This window comes from Mammaliicoccus sp. Dog046 (assembly GCF_034039665.1).
Taxonomy (GTDB): Bacteria; Bacillota; Bacilli; order Staphylococcales; family Staphylococcaceae; genus Mammaliicoccus.
The window spans coordinates 506,434-524,975 of sequence record NZ_CP120131.1 but is presented as its reverse complement, the minus strand read 5'-3'; the positions used below and the strand labels follow the sequence as shown (position 1 = coordinate 524,975).

Below are 18,542 nucleotides of genomic sequence, written 5' to 3'. Positions count from 1 at the left end.
ATTAAAAAAAAGAACTGCACTTTAATTTAAAGTGCAGTTCTTTTTTATGCTATTTTATGTTTTCTTCTCATGTGCAAGAAGTAGAATCCAATTAATCCTACAATAGTAACTACTGACATTGCTAGGTATAAACCTGAGTATCCGATTGAATGCGTAAAGTTACCTAATACGTATGGTCCAAATCCTAAACCAAAGTCTAATGCAATAAAGTAAGTAGATGTTGCAAGTCCCATTTTTTCAGCAGGAGATACTTTTATAACAATTGCTTGGAATATAGATTGTAAATTACCAAATCCTAAACCTATAAATGCACCTGCTAATAATAATATAACTCCGTTATGCGCAATACTGATCAAGAACAGACCAATAATTAAACAAATAAATGCTGGAATTGTTACTACGTTTTCCCCTCTTTGGTCCATGATTCTTCCTGTAAATGGTCTCGTAAGTAACACAGCGATTGCATAGACAACAAAGAAGAAACTAGATGCTTCAACTAAGTGATTCACTTGTGCAAAGAATTGGATAAATGACAATACTGAAGAATAAGCGACACTGACAATGACTACAACAAGTGCAATCGGTAATGCTTGTTCTGAATAAAAGTCACTAAATTTAAATCCTTTTTTAGTTTCTTTTTTAGGTGTAACTGGTGTAGCAATGTTCATAAATAATGACATTACAAATGCTACGATGATTAAAACGGTACAGATGACAAATAGTCCATACATAGGAATATGTTGATATAACAATAATCCGATAAACGGTCCAATTGCTGTACCTAATACCATACTTAAACTGTACATACTGATACCTTCACTACGACGTTCTGCTGGTGTGATGTATGCTGCAATAGTACCTGTTGCTGTACTTGCAATACCACTAGCCGCACCATTTAGTACTCTGACTATTAATAACAATGCAAATGATGATGCGGATACTAAATATAAACCATTTGTTACTACAAGTAATATACCGCCAATAATTAATATCTTCTTAGTTCCTAATATATTTATATATTTCCCTGTTAAAAATCTTCCTATTAAAGATCCTACGATAAACAAACCTGAAGCAAGTCCTGCAAGACTATCTGATGCCCCGAATGTATCTTTACTATATCCACCTACTGTAACTAATAATAAATACATAGATAAAAAGATAAAAAAGCTAATAACAAAGTTAAATATAAAGTCCTTTGTCCATATAGGCTTTTTAATGTGATCACTCATGATTCTGTTTCCTCCTCAATTAAATGCTTTCTAAGTTTTTTTAATAACCGTTGTGCTTGTTCTATTTCTTGTTCACTAGCATCGACCGCTTCAAGTGATTGATTCTGAAAGTCTTTAATCTTTTTATGAATTTCATCAAATTGAAGTTGTCCCTTCTCCGTTAATGTTAAGAATTTCTCGCGCTTGTCTTCTTGACTGTTAACAGCTTGAACAAGTTGATGTTCGATTAACTTTTTAATAATTTTACGAGCAGTTGGTTTCTCTATAAAAGAACGTTTTGAAACGTGTACAAGTGTCGTTGGTTGATTATAGGCAATATCGTGTAACACCTTATATTGTGCGGTGTATAAATCATATGCCTCTAATATCTTGTTAATATGATGAATGTACGGTCTATACAAATTTGTATAAGTAAATAAAAAATTCTCCATCAAGTGTCAACCTCCTCATAAAAATAAAGTTAGCTTTGCTAACTAATACTCAATCATTCTACTCCCCTTATTTAATGATGTCAACAGTATTTTAAATCTATTTTAAATTTATATTGGACAACCTATTAATATAAGAAAAAAGATTTTTGATGTTAAATAACATAACATTAAGTGTAAATTTACCTAACCTATATTTCTTTTTTCACTTTTTATACTATATACTTTAAAAAAAATAAGGAGTTGAGGGAAGATGAGTCAGACAGATACACTTTTATTATTTGGTTGCACATTGTTAGTTTGGTTAATGACACCTGGTTTAGCATTGTTCTATGGAGGATTAGTTCAATCTAAAAACGTGTTAAATACATCTATGCACAGTATTTCAGCAATTGTGGTTGTAACATTCACTTGGGTTATTATAGGATTTACACTTAGTTTTGGAACAGGTAATACACTAATTGGTGATTTTTCACATACATTACTTAATGATGTTGGATTTAAACCAAACGGGGCATACAGTGAAACAGTTCCATTTGCTTTATTCATGCTATTCCAATTAACATTCTGTACAATCGCAGTTTCGATTTTAACGGGTTCAGTCGCAGAACGTATGAAATTTGGACCGTTTCTAGTATTTATGGCATTATGGGTTGTATTAGTCTATAGTCCAGTCGCACACTGGGTATGGGGCGGTGGTTGGATTCACAAATTAGGCGCTATCGACTTTGCAGGTGGAACAGTTGTACATATTTCTTCTGGTGTATCTGGACTTGTACTTGCCTTATTACTTGGTTCAAGAAAACCAGATAACCGAAAACCACCTCACAATCTTGTGATTACATTAATCGGAGGCATATTCGTATGGTTCGGTTGGTTTGGATTTAATACGGGATCAGCATTAACATTTGATTCAATTGCAATGCTAGCTTTTGTTAATACAATATTAGCTTCATGTGCAGGTATTGCAGGTTGGTGTATATTCGAATATATACAAAAGAAAAAAGTAACTTTAATCGGTACATTATCAGGTATGTTAGCTGGATTAGTAACAATTACACCAGCAGCCGGATTTGTCGGATACGGAAGTTCAATGATTCTTGGCCTATTAGGCGGACTAGTTTGTTATTACGTTATTACTCACTTAAAAGTATTATTAAATTATGATGATGCATTAGACGCATTTGGATTACACGGTTTCGGTGGTGTTGTAGGCGCAATCGGAACAGGATTATTCCAAAATTCAAGTGTCAATCCAACAATAACAGACGGTACATTATTCGGTGGTGGCATCATGCCAGTCGTTATTCAAATCGTAGCAGTTGTCGTTACAATCGCTTTTAGTGGTATCATGACATATGCAATCGCTAAAGTGATTAGTATATTCACTACTTTAAGAACAGATGAAAAATCAGAACTAGAAGGATTAGATGCAGCCTTCCATGGTGAAACAGCTTACGGGTATGAATTAGAAGAAAAAAGAGCATAATAGATGTAAGAAAAGGGAGCGGGACAGAAATCTAATTTATAAAAAAAGATTTCGTAGTCTCGCCCCGGCAAGGATGACTAGAGTTGAAAAAAGCTTGATACAAGCGCATTTTTAACTCAGCCATCTACTGCCAAGATACTAAAAGAGGCTGAGACATATATTATGTCCCAGCCTCTTTATTTTTGTTTGCACGTCGGGATATCGTGCGATTTACACTCAATCGCACGATATCCCGGCACTTACCCTTAACTCTTCGTGCGTTTCATACCCAATCGCACGATATCTCGGCACTAACCCCTAACTCTTCGTGCGTTTCATATCCAATCGCACGATATCTCAGCACTAACCCCTAACTCTTCGTGCGTTTCATATCCAATCGCACGATATCTCATCAAAAAAGATGCTAGGACATTGTCCTAGCATCTTTCCTTCATTTATTTCTCTACTTTTTTCTCGGATAACCAATAATGATTGATACGATTCCGCATATGCCTAGTAAATATGGATAGAATGTATATGGTAACAATGACATTGTCGATATGCCTGCTACACTTGTTGCTGCTAATACTTGCGCACCGTAAGGAATAATTCCTTGTATCGTACTTGCAAATATATCTAATATACTGGCTGATTTTCTAGGATCAATATTATAATCATCCGCAATTTCTTTTGCTAATGGTCCTGTTGTAATAATAGAAATTGTATTGTTTGCAGTTGCTAAGTCAGTCACACTGACTAATCCAGCAATGCCAAATTCTGCACCGCGTTTGGATTTTACTTTTTTCGTCACTGCGTTCAATAGCCAAGTAATGCCACCGTTATATTCAATAATCCCTATCATTCCACCTATTAATAGCGCAATCATAGAAATATCTTGCATACCGATTAAGCCGTCTGAAATGGCTTTTAAATTTTCTGCAAGTGTAAATGAGCCATCTATATAGCCAATTAAACTTGCGACGACGATACCTAATACTAATACGAGCAATACGTTCATTCCACATAGAGCACTTATTAATACAAATAGATATGGAATGACTTTAATTAAACTATAACCACCATGACTGGCATCAGATATACCAGCATCTCGTGTGATAAACCATAGTATAAAAATAGTTATAATAGCACCTGGTAAAACGATCAAGAAATTCATTTTAAATTTATCGCTCATCTTAGTTTGTTGCGTTCGAACTGCAGCAATTGTCGTATCTGAAATCATTGATAAATTATCACCAAACATTGCACCTCCGACAACAGTTGCTGTTGTTAGTGCTAATGATATATCTGTCGCTTCTGATATACCAACACCCACTGGCGCTAATGCTGCTACTGTACCCATTGATGTACCCATAGCAACTGAGATGAATGCACCTACGATAAATAGTCCTGCTAATAGGAATTGTCCAGGTATTAATGATAATCCTAAATTAACTGTAGAACTGACCGCACCCATACTTTTTGCTGTTTCACTAAAAGCACCTGCAAGTAAAAATACAAATACCATTAATAATATATTTGGATGTGCTGCACCTTTTGTAAAAATATCTAATTTCTTAGCTAATGGTGTCTTTGGATACATTGCACATGCGAATACAGCAGCAATCAAAATTGCTACATTTAATGGTAAGAATTCAAAGTCTTTCTTAATTACTCCTGTTCCTATAAACAGAAAAACAAACACAATTAACGGCAATAGTGCTATGAAAGAACCTTTCTTATCTATTTGTTCCATAAAAAATCTCCTTGTAAATATATCTTGAATACTTTAAAAGGTTACATGACAAAGTAGTACGCGTCAATTATAAAATGCCTTTTAAAGCGATTCTCGAATAAATACAAGGAGTTGAAATGATATTATTGTAATTTCATTAAATCTCTAATTAAGATAGAAACATTATATTTCTTAGAAGCATCACTTAAGTATAGTGCTACATCTAATTGTTTCACGTCACTATCATTGTTAATACCCATTTCGATTTTTGATTTAACTATGTTATATACAATTTCACTATATAACTCGTAATTATTTGATTTAATTGTTAAATCTAATGCCGCTTGTGCATAAGCTAAACATCTATCGAAACTATTTTCAGTTAAATACATATTTGATAACAAGTATAATAAGTGGATTGAATATTTCTCATCCACATTATAGCGTTTAGCAATTTGCAAACCTTGTTCTAAAGCTGCTTTTGCAACATCATTGTTACCTTTTTCAAAATGAAATCTTGCTTTTGCATCACAAATACTTACTTGTAATCTTTCATACATATTTGAATTCAACAAATCATATGACTCATCTATATTTTCAATTGCTTCGTCAAGATTATCATATTTATGTTGTGCGATCATCGCTCTAACCCATTTAATAGCAGCTATTTCATCTGTAGATCCATTAGATAAATAATTACCATCTAACAATGGAATAAGTGCATCATAGTCTTGCTTACTAAGTAATCGTTCGATGACTTTCAATTTTTGTTCAAACTGGTTATCTAACTCATTACCATTAAACAAATAATCCATACTACAATTTAATCGTCTAGACATATTAAATAGTAATTGTGATCCTGGTTGTAATTCATTTTTTTCAATTTTAGATATTTGACTTTGAGTTGCAATATCTTTCGCCAACGTTTGTTGTGAAAGCTTTAAGTCAATTCTTCTTTGTTTAACTCGTTCTCCTAGTTTCATCATGTAACTCCCCCATTTTTTTCGAATAAGCAAACTCATTTGATTTAGAAAATCATATAATTGTTCTTTACGCATCAAGTATTATTCTTCCCGGTGAATATATACAAGATGATTGTCATACTGAAAAAACTACTTCTAAATATCAAGATTAAGTCGTGCTATTCCTTATTTATATTTTAATGTGATGCTTGTAAAAATTCAATTATTTTATCCAGTAATACCTACTGATTCCCAAGCTTTTATGACTTCTTGTTCCTCAGTTGAATTTGCACCGTATAAATCAGATGCAGCCTGTTTCAAAGCGTATTTTGCGTCTAAGAAAGAAGAATTAGAAGACAGATATTCTGTTAACGCTCTATAATAAATCGCTTCTGACTTTTCTTTACCTACTTTTGTAATTGTTAAGTAAGCTGCTTTATTTGGAATACCACTATTAATGTGGACACCACCATAGTCACCTTGTTCTGTGTTTGGTAAGTTTTGATAATTATCCATATGTGCGGGTTGATTATATTGTTCTGGATTAGATAAACTTCTTAAACCATCTCCAGATTTTCCAGGTGTATAAGCATCTTCACCCATCAACCAATCATCTGGATCTACAAAATAGCCAAACACATCAGACATAGATTCATTTAATGCGCCAGGTTGATTCTCATACACAAGTCCTGCACTATGTTCAGTGACAGCATGTGTCAATTCATGTGCGACAACGTCATCGGCAGCAGATAATGATGTAAATGTTGTTCCATCACCGTCTCCATATACCATATATTGTCCATTCCAAAAGGCATTATTATAATCCTTGTCATAATGAACGATAGAATTAATTGGTGCACCGTTGCCATCATAACTATCACGTTGATGCGTATTCAAATAATAATCATATGTTTTAGCTGCATTAAAATGTGCATCTACACCGGCAGCTTGGTTTGCATCATTGAATGTCGTATCTGGATCTGTCATTAAGGATGCACTTGATTTACCACCTTTCGCATCATACGTTTGAATAGCTCCAGTATGTGTCATATCTTGAAGGTCATAACCATTAGTTACTTTTGTTAAATTCAATGGTTCTTTCGTATCTCCATTAACACCTTTCCCACTACCTACAACATGCTCAATTTTATTCTGCTTACTTATTACATCTCCTGTTTCTGCATCGATTTTAATTTCCCATCGTGCTGGTTCAGGCTCTAAATAAATTACTTCAACATTATAAACGAGCTTTTTCTTCTTGGCATTTATCACCAATTCATTTTTATTAATGACTTGTTTGCCTTTAACATTTTTAACTTCATTTTGACTTTTACCAATACTGTTAAAAGCCTTATTGATTGCGTCTTGCTTAGATAAACTTTGCTTATTCGTATAAGTAACTTTATCTGTATTTACATCACCATTTACGAGTTCTAACTCCTTTTTGCCATTCGTATGTATCTTTACTTCTTTATCTTCAACAAGATAGTTATCGACTTTCGGTTTAAGTGTGTAATGTGTAAAACCTAACTTATCTCGGAATTCATTAGTTACCGCAAACTGTTTGTAGCTTTTTTTAATGTTTGCATTTCCTGGTAATTGACTTAGAACCTCTTGTGCTTCTGACTTACTGTTTACGTCCAACTTAGGAATTGATTTTAATTCCTTTTGATCTATCGGACTATTTTCTGCTGCATTTGCTATGTGTGATACCCCTAAAGATAATGCGATTACTGATGCAAAGCCAACTGATAATACTTTCTTTTGATTCTTCATCAAATCCACCCCTATACAAATTCTGAATAAGTACAAGTCAATTATATATATTCGCGAAGCAAATGTCATCAACAAAAGTGTAAATTTATATTACAATTATATTACATATCGAATTTCATAATATTTATTATACAAATTTATAAATTTTGATTTCAAATTCCACTTATTTTAAAATATGTAACAACTACATTTTCAGGAGGCTAACTATGTTTACGCTCATTATTAATGGAGAAATTTATTCGCCAAAGTATATCGGTCAGAAACCTATACTCATTCAAGGTAAAACAATCATCAAAATTGGTAATATAGATATAACCGCATTAAAAAAGATAGATCCAGACTTTATTACAATTGACGCGAAAGACCATACCATTATGCCAGGAATCATCGATCCCCATATTCATTTACTTGGAGGTGGTGGAGAAGCTGGATATATGACACGTACACCTGAAGTAAATTTAACAGATTTAATTAAAAATGGTATCACCAGCGTTGTAGGTTTAATTGGCACGGATGGTCTATCTCGCACGCTCACGAACCTTTATTCAAAAGCAAAAGCCTTAGAAGCTGAAGGTGTTTCTACTTATATGTATACAGGAAATTATCACTTGCCCATCACAACATTAACGCAATCTATTCAAGAAGATCTGTTATTAATCGATAAAGTTATAGGAACTGGTGAAGTTGCCATTAACGATTTCAGATCATCCATACCAACAACTCAAGAGCTTGCAAGGATTGTATCCGAGACAACTGTTGGCGGTATGTTAAGCGGTAAAGCTGGTGTCACTCACTTCCATTTAGGAACGGGGAAGCATCAATTAGATCAAATATATGAACTGTTAGATCATTATGATGTCAAACCAAACAAAATGTATGTCACTCATTTCGATAAGGCATTAAATCTGTTAAAAGAAGGCGTCAACTTGAGTCATCAAGGCGTGTACGTTGATTTAACGGCTAGTGACAATACCGTTGAATGCGTGGATTATTTCAAAAAACATGACGGTGATTTATCTAGACTTACTATATCTTCAGATGGTCACGGTAGCTTACCTAAATTTGATGAACGTAATAAATTAGTCGGTTATGATGTCGCGAAATGCAGCATGCTTACACAACAATTATTTAATTTATTAGATACACATGCTAATCAAGAAGACATCATCGCTATGTTCACCTCAAACGTCGCAAAAGTCCTCACACTTCATCACAAAGGACACATAGAAGTAAACTATGACGCTGATATTCTCATATTAGACACCGAAAAACACCGCGTTAAAGACGTACTTGCAAAAGGAAAACAAATGGTATCCGAATATGAAGTAATAAGAAAAGGTATGTTTGAATAAAAAGAAGGAAAATGATTACTCATTTTCCTTCTTTTTATTCATTTTAATTTTTAAACAACATCTATAAATTCAACTGAATTTAATTCAACCTCTTCTCCGTTTTCTTTTCGTTTTTGAACATGTAATTCTCCCCATTTACATAGATGCTCTAATAAAAGATTCAACGTGCTTCCATATTCAGAAATTTCATATTCTACTTTTGGAGGTACTTGTTGATAGACAATTCTATTGATAATTTGGTCTTTTTCTAATTCTCTCAATTGTTGCGTCAACATTTTCTGAGTAATCTGTGGTATAGCTTTTTTTAATTCTGACGTTCTCATTTTCCCATGCTTCAAATGACATAAAATGACTGGTTTCCACTTCCCACCTATTACATCAATCGTAGCTTCTACTCCAATATGATATTGCGTTCCATTCATAATATTCCTCCTAAGGGTACTTTTTAGTACCTATATGACATTAAAGTACGTACTTCCTATTTGATTACTTAAGATATAAAATAACACATATCATATAACAAGGAAAGGAAATTTACAGATGAAAACTAATATTTCAAATCAACTCGCACTTATTTCTCTCGCCATTTCAGCATTCGCTATCGGCTCTGCAGAATTTATAAGTGTCGGACTTTTACCATTAATTAAAGATTCTTTTGATGTCACTATTCCAATTGCAAGTTTAACCGTATCCTTATACGCGATTGGTGGAGCATTTGGAGCACCGATTTTAACCCCTTTAACAAATCGTTTTAAAAGAAAGACAGTACTTATTCTCATTATGGTCGTATTTATTATCGCCAATATATTTGCAGGGGTAGCAACATCCTTTGCATTTCTTATAGCTATGAGAATCTTGAGCGCATTTGCTCATGGTGTATTTATGTCAATTGCTACTACTATTGCAGCTGACTTAGTACCTCCACACAAACGTTCAAGCGCGATCGCAATGATGTTTACTGGTTTAACAGTTGCAACAATAACAGGTGTACCGTTTGGAACATGGATTGGTCAAACTTTTGGCTATGAAATGTCATTCTATACGATTGCAGGGATTGGCTTAATTAGCTTAATCGCCAATATTATGTTTGTACCTAAACACTTAACAGAGTATGAACAAGCACCTATCATAAAACAACTTAGCGTATTTAAAAACAAACCACTGATGACGCTTTATTTAATTACAACACTTGGCTATGGCGGTACATTTGTTGTCTATACGTATTTAACTGAAATACTCACACATATTTTAGGTTATGATACAAATAGCATTGTTATTATATTAATTTTATATGGCGTAATGGTCGCAATCGGCAACACATTAGGTGGAAAATTAACAAACAATGACCCAACACGCTCACTTACGTTTATCTTTTTATTACAAGCTTTAACACTATTACTTTTAGGTTTAACAATACATCTCCATGTATTTGGACTTATCAGTATATTACTAATGGGATTATTTGCGTTTATGAATGTACCTGGTCTACAACTCATCGTCGTTATTTTTGCTGAAAGACACAGTAAAGAAACTGTGAATTTCGCATCTAGTTTAAATATATCTTCATTCAATCTTGGCATCACATTTGGTTCTGTCATTGGTGGATTTATATTAAACCACTTTACATTGTCACTTACTCCATATTTCGCTTTCATAATGGTAATATTGGCTAGTGCATTAATGTTTACAATAAATAAACGAGAATCTACTGAAACACTTGAAGTAGCAAAATAAATAATTATAGATAAAAGAAGCGGCTGAGACATATATTATGTCCCAGCCGCTTCTTTCGTTTATTAAATATCTTCGTTTTCTAATATTTTTCGTGCATTCTCTTTAAATTGTATTACTTTTTCTTCACCAAATTGTTGCTCAATATATTCATATGCTTCACGAATGTGAAAGTTTCTATTCGACGTATTATGTGCGTCGCTTCCTATAATATGAATCGCGTCCTTCTTAAGAAGTTCATCTGCGACCCTTTTCGCATCTGGTCCATATCGATCCACAAGTGATCCTGCTGTCACTTGGCAAAGCGCACCTCTATCAATTAAATCGTAGAGTATCTCTGGATTGTCTTGTATCGGAATGATACGTTCAGGATGCGCAAGTAATGGGCGATATCCCGCATTAAACAATTTATCAAAAGTCTCTTCTGCAAAATCCGGTACAGAAAAGAAAGGAAATTCAATGAGTACGTATTTTGAACCTTGAGTGATAGGCAGTAATTCACCTGATTGAAGTCCCTCTAATTCTTTACCAAACATATGAATTTCTTGGCTTGGATATATTTTAATATCAATCTTATTGTCATTTAATAGAGCCTGCACTTCATCAGTTCTCTCTTTCACAATAGATGCACTATTTTTAAATCGATGTTCGATATAATGCGGTGTCACTACAATATCTGTAATACCTATCTTTTCGGCTTCTCTTGCTAATTCAAGCATACTTTCAGCATCCAACGGACCATCGTCTAAACCATATAATAAGTGATTATGAATATCAATCATGAACATCGCTCCTTTAGTCATTCAATCATATAAACTTACAAAAATACCTTATTACTTATATTGTAACAAATAACTATAAACAAATTATATTAAAACGATTGTAACAAGCAGTCTTTTTAACAATAAGCAGAATATTTGTAATTCTCTCTTGTTTATATCACGATAACATTATCGATTTAAAGGAGGAAGTCCATCATGGAATTTAAAGAAGTCTTAGAACAACGTCGTTCTGTAAAATCTTATGAACCATATGAATTAGATAAAGAAACAATTAACAACTTATTAGATCAAGCTGCACTATCACCCTCTGCATGGAATTTACAACAATGGAAAGTGATTGTTGCACAATCTGATGAAGCAAAAGAAAAACTATATCAAGCTTCAAATAAACAAATTAAAGTCAAAGAAGCAAGCGCAACATTTATCATCTTAGGTGATTTAAAGGCACACGAAACAATTGAAGACGTGGCAGATGATTGGATAGAACATAATCATATCCCAGCTGATAAAAAAGATGGCTTGATATCAAGTGTTAATACATTTTTCGAAAGTACAACAAATCAAAGAGATGAAGCAGTCAGAGGCGCATCATTGTTCGCAATGAGTCTAATGCTTGCAAGTGAAAATGCCGGATTTGCAACATGCCCAATGATAGGATTTAATAAACAAGCTGTAATAGATGAATTTAATATCGAAGATCACTTAGTGCCAGCAATGCTTATTACAATAGGTAAAGGCGAAATGACTAACGATCGCGCATCACGTATACCAGCTGAAACATTCGCTAAATTCGAATAAAGTATATTTGCATAAGTATTAATAAAAAGAAAACAAGCAGCTCAATGAGCTGCTTGTTTTTTTCATTATAGTGAAAATAGTACGCGTTATAGTTGTTAGATTAGTGTAAGTGATGGAACAGAATTCGGATTGTGACTGTTATAGGTTCCGTAAGTGTCAGTATTCTGAATTATGACCGTTAGAATGCTGTAACGGACAGAATCTGGAATTTTGTCCCTTAGAACCGTGTAACGGACAGAATCTGGAATTTTGTCCTTTAGAACCGCGTAACGGACATAATCTGGAATTCTGTCCCTTAGAACGGCGTAACGGACAATACTCTGAATTCTGTCCCTTAGAACCACGTAACGGACATAATTTGGAATTTTGTCCCTTAGAACCGTGTAACGGACATAATCTGGAATTCTGTCCCTTAGAACCGCGTAACGGACATAATCTGGAATTCTGTCCCTTAGAACGGCGTAACGGACAATACTATGAATTCTGTCCCTTAGAACCACACAACAGACACTCTAAAACTCACTATCCTACTTCTCTCATTACTTACTATTTATATTTTGAAATTCTGTATCAGTAATTGCGTATATGGCATCGTCGACGATTCTTTCTTTATGAATTCTATTTTTAGGCATCACACCGACCTTCTTCATACCTAAACGTTTCATCACTTCGCCTGACTTAGGATTTATCGTACTATGAACGGCTTTGACTTGATTTAGATTCAATTTATCAAAAGCCAATGACAATATTTTTGTACCTGCTTCTGTCATATAACCTTTTCCTGTATACGATAAATTCAATGCATAACCGATTTCTGCTCGCTTATGTTCACTTTCTACTCTTAAATCTATCGATCCAATAAATTTATTATTTTCCTTTAATACGATTCCATATTTACCGAGCGGTGAATTTAAATAGAAGTTTGCGATGACTTCTTTCGTTTCTTCTATAGATTGATGTGTAGGAAATACATGTGAAGTGTTCTCTACATCAGAAGCATATTCAAACAAATCTTCTGTATCTTCTAATGTAACAGGTCTTAATATCAATCGCTCTGTTTCTAAATATTGGTTTTCCCCTAATGTAACTAATAATCTATCCATATAAGCACCTACTTTAATTGTTGAATTCATCTCGCGCGAGTGCTAAACAACCAATAATCCCTTGGTCATCATTCAAGCTCGGTGTAACAATATACGTATCAACAGGTGGTAATTTAATATAATCATTATTTAATAACGTAAATTGTTGGTGTACCTTTTCAAGTAAATGTGTTTGATGCATCACACCGCCTCCAAAAATGATTTTTTCAGGCGATAACATCAATGTTGTATTAAATGCTGCTTGCGCAATATAATACGCAACGATATCCCAATCTTTAGCTGTTTCAGGTATGTCTTTCGCTGATTTGCCTGCTCTCTTTTCAATTGCTGGTCCTGATGCCAAGCCTTCAAGGCAAGTACCATGATATGGACAGTTTCCATCAAATTGTTGATCATCTGGATGTATATGTACTGATGTATGTCCCATTTCAGGATGGCTCAATCCTTGTACAAATTGTCCATCAATCATAGCGCCACCACCGATACCAGTTCCAATTGTATAATACACTGCTGAACGGTTATCTTTAGCGATACCTTTTTTAAATTCTCCATATAACGACGTATTAACATCAGTTGTAAAAGCTACTGGAATATCAAAATGTTGCTTAATTGTACCTACAAGGTCGAAATGTTTCCAAGCAGTCTTTGGTGTTGTTGTGATAAAGCCGTATGTATCTGAATCCTTATTTATATCTATAGGACCAAATGAACCAATCCCAATACTATCAACTTCATATTTCTTAAAAAATTCAATGACTTGAGGCATCGTCTCAGATGGTTCAGTTGTTGGTATCGTTATACGCTCCTTAACTGATAAATCTTCATCACCTACTGCACACACAAATTTTGTTCCGCCCGCTTCTATAGCTCCAAAAAGTTTCACTTCTTCCACTCACCTTTCTAATTATCGTTAAAACCACTTTTTCTTTTTAAATATTGTTAACATAATTAATGCGATTACAATCATAATAACAAGTACGACATAATATGCATAGTGCCAACTCAACTCCGGCATATTGGTAAAGTTCATACCGTATATACCTGCTATAAGTGTTAATGGCATAAATACAACGGAATAAATCGTTAATATTTTCATAATATTATTCATCTTAAACGAATTTAGAGAAATATAATTATCTCTTATGTCACTAGTCATTTCTCTCGAGGCATCTACCATCTCCATTTGTTTCATCAAATGATCATAAATGTGCGTCAAATATAACAATTGTTGCTCTTGTAGTTGAAGTACTTTACCTTCTCTCATGCGATAAACCAAATCTTTCATCGGTTGCACAGTTCGTTTAATCAATAAAAGTTCTTGTCTTAAATCAAATGTGTCATCGATTAAGTTCTTTGTAGAAATATCTACATTATGACGATCTTCAAAATTAAATACTTTGTCTTCAATATCATAAATAAACGGAAAATAATTATCCACGATATCATCTAAAATATTTAATAATATATCTTTTGGTTCATTGAATTGAATAGATTGATTCAATAACTTTCTAACAATCGTATCAATTTCTTCAAATCGTTCTTTATGATAAGTAACGATATAATCCTCACCTATAAATATATCAATCTCTTCAGATTCAAGTGTCTTTAAATCCAATGCATAGAAGACAATAAATTGGTAATCCTCATATTGTTTAAACTTCGGTCTTTGTTGAACAACTGTTGCGTCATCAATCGTTAACGGATGAAATTTAAAATACTCTTCTAATACTTTTGCTTCGTCCTCTGAAGGCTCATTTAAATCTACCCATATCCATTTTTTATCTTCTGTAATGTCATATGGTGATGATACTGCTTTAACTTCATTATTTAAATTAACATAATATGTATTAATCATAGGAATTACACCACCTACTACATTTTAATCTTTAGAAAAATTAAGGCTGAGATGTATGCGTCTCAGCCTTAAATCACTTATGAAAAGACAACTGTCTTATTCCCGTTAACAATAATTTTATGTTCACAATGCCACTGTACAGCTCTCGCTAATACATGTGATTCGACATGTCTACCTGACTGTCTCATATCTTGTGCAGAGTATCTGTGGTTCACTCTGACAACATCTTGTTCAATAATCGGACCTGCATCTAAATCTTCAGTAACATAGTGACTCGTTGCCCCTATTAACTTAACACCTCTCGTGTAAGCTTGTTTATAAGGATTTGCGCCTATAAATGAAGGTAAGAACGAATGATGAATATTAATAATCTTCAAATGATGTCTTTCAACAAACGTTTCAGATAAAATTTGCATATATTTTGCGAGTACGAGTAAATCGACATTATATGATTCACTAATTCGCGTAATTTCATCTTCGCTTTCACGTTTTGTATCTTTAGTTACTTTTATATAATGGAACGGAATGCCCATGTCTTCTACAAACTTACGATTGTTCTCGTGATTACTAATCACACAACTAATTTCAATTGGGAATTCTTGACGATTCGCACGTAAAATAATTTCACTCAATGCATGATCTTCTTTTGACACAAGTAGTGCTGTTTTTACTTTTTCTTCTGCATCAAATATTTGATAGTTAATTTGTTTATTACTTAATTCTTTCTCTAACAATGGTTTCACTTGTTCATTCTTATCAAACTCAATACGAAGATATAAATGATTTTCATTCTCTTGTACATCTGTATAATGATCCAAGTGGAATATATTTGAATGTGTATCTTTAATGATTGTTGAAATCAATGACGTAATTCCGATTTCATCTTTACAATCAGCTAATAATATATAATGCTCGCTCATAATCCTCATCCTTTAATTAATATTGGAAATATTCTTACAATATCAACTATTATAAAATTTAATTTAAAATAAAACAATAATTAGCATACTGAACATCGAATGTAAACGTATTCATTTTGGTTTTTAATCACATAAATACATAAACTGATTTAATCGTAACGATTCTAACGTTTCACGAATGAGCCGCTTACGATCATAATAATTCAATCCTTGGTTAACAAGTGGCGTTACTTTTCCATCTGAAACATATTGCCCTCTATATAAACATTGGTCTTTCGTCACTTTAATTGTGGATTTTGCACCTTCCTTAGGTGTAATAAACATCGGATCAAAAACTTTATAAATCATGTCTCCAAAAGTTTTATTATATTTCGTTTTACCTAAATTTGTTGAGACTGCACCTGGATGTACAGCTGTAACGTTTAATCCATGTTCATGAAATTGTTCATGTAATTCTTGCATAAAGTATATTGTCGCTAATTTAGACCGACTATATGATTGTATTGGATTGAATCTTAATGGATATTTAAAATTTCGACGTCCAAGATGTGCATACTTATAAGCGCCTGACGACACAATAATAATTTGCTTGTCTTCACTTTTCATAACCGACTCAAATAATATATGCGTCAACAAGAAATGACCCAAATAATTTGTACCGAACATAAGCTCATAGCCGTCGACAGTCTTTTGTCGTGTTAAAGAAACGACACCAGCATTGTTAATTAAACAATCAACATGTGAATAAGTATCCATCACCTTTGTAGCAGCTTTCATAACATTTGCTAAATCCGATAAATCACATTTAATTACATCTACATTTAAATCCTGATGTTCTAGAAGCAACAGCTTCTTTAAATGTTCACCCTTCTCTATATTTCTACATAATAAAATAAGTGTGTCATAACGATGTGCTAATTCTAATACTGTACTCTTTCCAATACCTGAAGTCGGACCAGTGATTGCTAATATTCTATTCGACATATCATATACTCCTTTTAATTATTATCATACAATTACCCTGAATTACACATCTGTAACAATATAGCATGCAATTTTTATTTCTACATATCCTTTTTATAAAAAAATGCCGACAAACGAGATTGTTTTTGCTTTCTATCTCGTTAGATTTTCTAACGGGATTGTTTCCCAAAACTATCTCGTTAGCATGTTCATTTCTCATTTTTTGTAGTAAATACGGCCTTTTGAGGTGTCCATTTTCCCGCTAACGAGATTGTTTTTACTTTCTATCTCGTTAGATTTTCTAACGGGATTGTTTCCCAAAACTATCTCGTTAGCATGTTCATTTCTCATTTTTTGTAGTAAATACGGCCTTTTGAGATGACCATTTTCGCTCTAACGAGATTGTTTTTACTTTCTATCTCGTTAGATTTTCTAAAAGGATTGTTTTCTCAAACTATCTCGTTAGCATGTTGTTTTCTTATTTTTTGTAGTAAATCAGGCTTTTTCGTGGGCTATTTTCGCTCTAACGAGATTGTTTTACAGAACTATCTCGTTAGATTTTCTAAAAGGATTGTTTCCTTAAACTATCTCGTTAGCGTGTTGTTTTCTCATTTTTGGTAGTAAATCAGGCTTTTTCGTGGGCTATTTTCGCTCTAACGAGATTGTTTTACAGAACTATCTCGTTAGATTTTCTAAAAAGATTGTTTCTCAGAACTATCTCGTTAGCCATGCTCAATGTTGCTTGTCGACCTCCACTTGCAATGTTCAACGCTTCAACGTTGCTTGTCGACCTCCACTTGCAATGTTCAACGCTTCAACGTTGCTTGTCGACCTCCACTTGCAATGTTCAGGCGCTCAATGTTGCTTGTCGACCCTCACTTGCAATGTTCAACGCATAAAAAATGCCGACAAAGTGATAACTTTGTCGACATTCTAATATTAAACGTTACGCTAAATCCATATAGCAATAAAGAACCAAATGACCATAACGATCATGATCAATGCTTTCGCTATTGAGCTTGTTAAGAAGCCTAATAATGATCCTACACTTGCATTAAATGCTGTAGCTAGATTATTTTTTTGTACTAATTCTGATACAAATACGAGTACAAACGGTACGATGATAATACCAAATGGAGGAAATACGAAACAACCGATAATCACACCGATTGCTGCCATTGTTTCTCCTAATTTCGAGCCTCCAAACCTTTTAACAAAATAACTATTCATAATGATATCTGAAAGTATCATAAATACTGTAAACAATACCATCACTGTCCAGAATACCCAAGACAATTTACTATTATCTATCGCAAAGTGGTATATAAAGTAACCTACCCATAAAAATAAAACTGATGGGATGATTGGCTTTATTAAACCTACAAATGCGATTACAAACATAAGTATAATTAATATCCAATTGATTGTTGTCATGTGTTTTCT

General features: G+C 33.5%; 17 protein-coding genes. 4 read left to right on the top strand and 13 right to left on the bottom strand.

The features are described from left to right. Positions 1-44: 44 nt before the first annotated feature. Entirely contained in the window at positions 45-1,229 is a 1,185-nt protein-coding gene (locus P3U32_RS02480; protein ID WP_323704028.1) for an MFS transporter, read from the bottom strand. Next, positions 1,226-1,660 (bottom strand): MarR family winged helix-turn-helix transcriptional regulator, encoded by a 435-nt coding sequence (locus P3U32_RS02475; protein WP_323704027.1) that lies wholly within the window; start codon positions 1,658-1,660, stop codon positions 1,226-1,228. Before P3U32_RS02475 ends, P3U32_RS02480 begins: the two co-directional genes overlap by 4 nt. A gap of 250 nt (positions 1,661-1,910) precedes the next feature. Here P3U32_RS02475 and P3U32_RS02470 point away from each other — a divergent pair, with 250 nt between their 5' ends. Continuing rightward, positions 1,911-3,146 (top strand): ammonium transporter, encoded by a 1,236-nt coding sequence (locus P3U32_RS02470; RefSeq protein ID WP_323704026.1) that lies wholly within the window; start codon positions 1,911-1,913, stop codon positions 3,144-3,146. A gap of 442 nt (positions 3,147-3,588) precedes the next feature. Here P3U32_RS02470 and P3U32_RS02465 read toward each other — a convergent pair whose 3' ends face one another. The 3 genes from P3U32_RS02465 to P3U32_RS02455 form a co-directional block, all read right to left on the bottom strand. Further along, on the bottom strand, positions 3,589-4,878 hold the full coding sequence (locus tag P3U32_RS02465) for a Na+/H+ antiporter NhaC family protein (RefSeq protein WP_323704025.1): 1,290 nt from the start codon (positions 4,876-4,878) through the stop codon (positions 3,589-3,591). 122 nt (positions 4,879-5,000) lie between these two features. Then, positions 5,001-5,843, bottom strand: a complete 843-nt coding sequence (locus P3U32_RS02460; RefSeq protein ID WP_323704024.1) for a helix-turn-helix domain-containing protein — start codon at positions 5,841-5,843, stop codon at positions 5,001-5,003. A 204-nt stretch (positions 5,844-6,047) separates the two neighbouring features. After that, positions 6,048-7,595 carry a M4 family metallopeptidase gene (locus tag P3U32_RS02455; RefSeq protein WP_323704023.1) on the bottom strand — a complete coding sequence of 516 codons (1,548 nt, stop codon included), beginning with the start codon at positions 7,593-7,595 and terminating at the stop codon, positions 6,048-6,050. A 206-nt stretch (positions 7,596-7,801) separates the two neighbouring features. On the opposite strand from P3U32_RS02455, the gene iadA reads away from it, so the two are divergent. Next, on the top strand, positions 7,802-8,947 hold the full coding sequence (gene iadA, locus P3U32_RS02450) for a beta-aspartyl-peptidase (protein ID WP_323704022.1): 1,146 nt from the start codon (positions 7,802-7,804) through the stop codon (positions 8,945-8,947). Positions 8,948-8,997: 50 nt separating this feature from the next. Here the strand turns inward: iadA and P3U32_RS02445 are convergent, their stop codons facing one another. Further along, positions 8,998-9,369, bottom strand: coding sequence for a winged helix-turn-helix transcriptional regulator (locus tag P3U32_RS02445; RefSeq protein WP_323704021.1), 372 nt, complete (start codon positions 9,367-9,369; stop codon positions 8,998-9,000). Positions 9,370-9,487: 118 nt separating this feature from the next. Here P3U32_RS02445 and P3U32_RS02440 point away from each other — a divergent pair, with 118 nt between their 5' ends. Further along, positions 9,488-10,681 carry an MFS transporter gene (locus tag P3U32_RS02440; RefSeq protein WP_323704020.1) on the top strand — a complete coding sequence of 398 codons (1,194 nt, stop codon included), beginning with the start codon at positions 9,488-9,490 and terminating at the stop codon, positions 10,679-10,681. 62 nt (positions 10,682-10,743) lie between these two features. Here P3U32_RS02440 and P3U32_RS02435 read toward each other — a convergent pair whose 3' ends face one another. Continuing rightward, complete coding sequence (locus P3U32_RS02435) at positions 10,744-11,460, bottom strand: tyrosine-protein phosphatase (RefSeq protein WP_323704019.1); 717 nt, start codon at positions 11,458-11,460, stop codon at positions 10,744-10,746. Positions 11,461-11,655: 195 nt separating this feature from the next. Here P3U32_RS02435 and P3U32_RS02430 point away from each other — a divergent pair, with 195 nt between their 5' ends. Further along, positions 11,656-12,258, top strand: a complete 603-nt coding sequence (locus P3U32_RS02430; protein ID WP_323704018.1) for a nitroreductase family protein — start codon at positions 11,656-11,658, stop codon at positions 12,256-12,258. Positions 12,259-12,797: 539 nt separating this feature from the next. On the opposite strand, the gene P3U32_RS02425 is transcribed toward P3U32_RS02430, so the two are convergent. The 6 genes from P3U32_RS02425 to P3U32_RS02400 form a co-directional block, all read right to left on the bottom strand. Continuing rightward, complete coding sequence (locus P3U32_RS02425) at positions 12,798-13,361, bottom strand: GNAT family N-acetyltransferase (protein ID WP_323704017.1); 564 nt, start codon at positions 13,359-13,361, stop codon at positions 12,798-12,800. A 13-nt stretch (positions 13,362-13,374) separates the two neighbouring features. Further along, complete coding sequence (locus P3U32_RS02420) at positions 13,375-14,244, bottom strand: ROK family protein (RefSeq protein ID WP_323704016.1); 870 nt, start codon at positions 14,242-14,244, stop codon at positions 13,375-13,377. 27 nt (positions 14,245-14,271) lie between these two features. Beyond that, positions 14,272-15,216, bottom strand: coding sequence for a magnesium/cobalt transporter CorA (gene corA, locus P3U32_RS02415; protein WP_323704015.1), 945 nt, complete (start codon positions 15,214-15,216; stop codon positions 14,272-14,274). A 77-nt stretch (positions 15,217-15,293) separates the two neighbouring features. Beyond that, positions 15,294-16,136, bottom strand: a complete 843-nt coding sequence (purU, locus tag P3U32_RS02410; RefSeq protein WP_323704014.1) for a formyltetrahydrofolate deformylase — start codon at positions 16,134-16,136, stop codon at positions 15,294-15,296. A 123-nt stretch (positions 16,137-16,259) separates the two neighbouring features. Then, entirely contained in the window at positions 16,260-17,120 is an 861-nt protein-coding gene (locus tag P3U32_RS02405) for an SDR family NAD(P)-dependent oxidoreductase (protein ID WP_323704013.1), read from the bottom strand. A 930-nt stretch (positions 17,121-18,050) separates the two neighbouring features. Continuing rightward, positions 18,051-18,533, bottom strand: coding sequence for a DUF456 domain-containing protein (locus P3U32_RS02400; protein WP_323704012.1), 483 nt, complete (start codon positions 18,531-18,533; stop codon positions 18,051-18,053). Between the last annotated feature and the right edge of the window lie 9 nt (positions 18,534-18,542).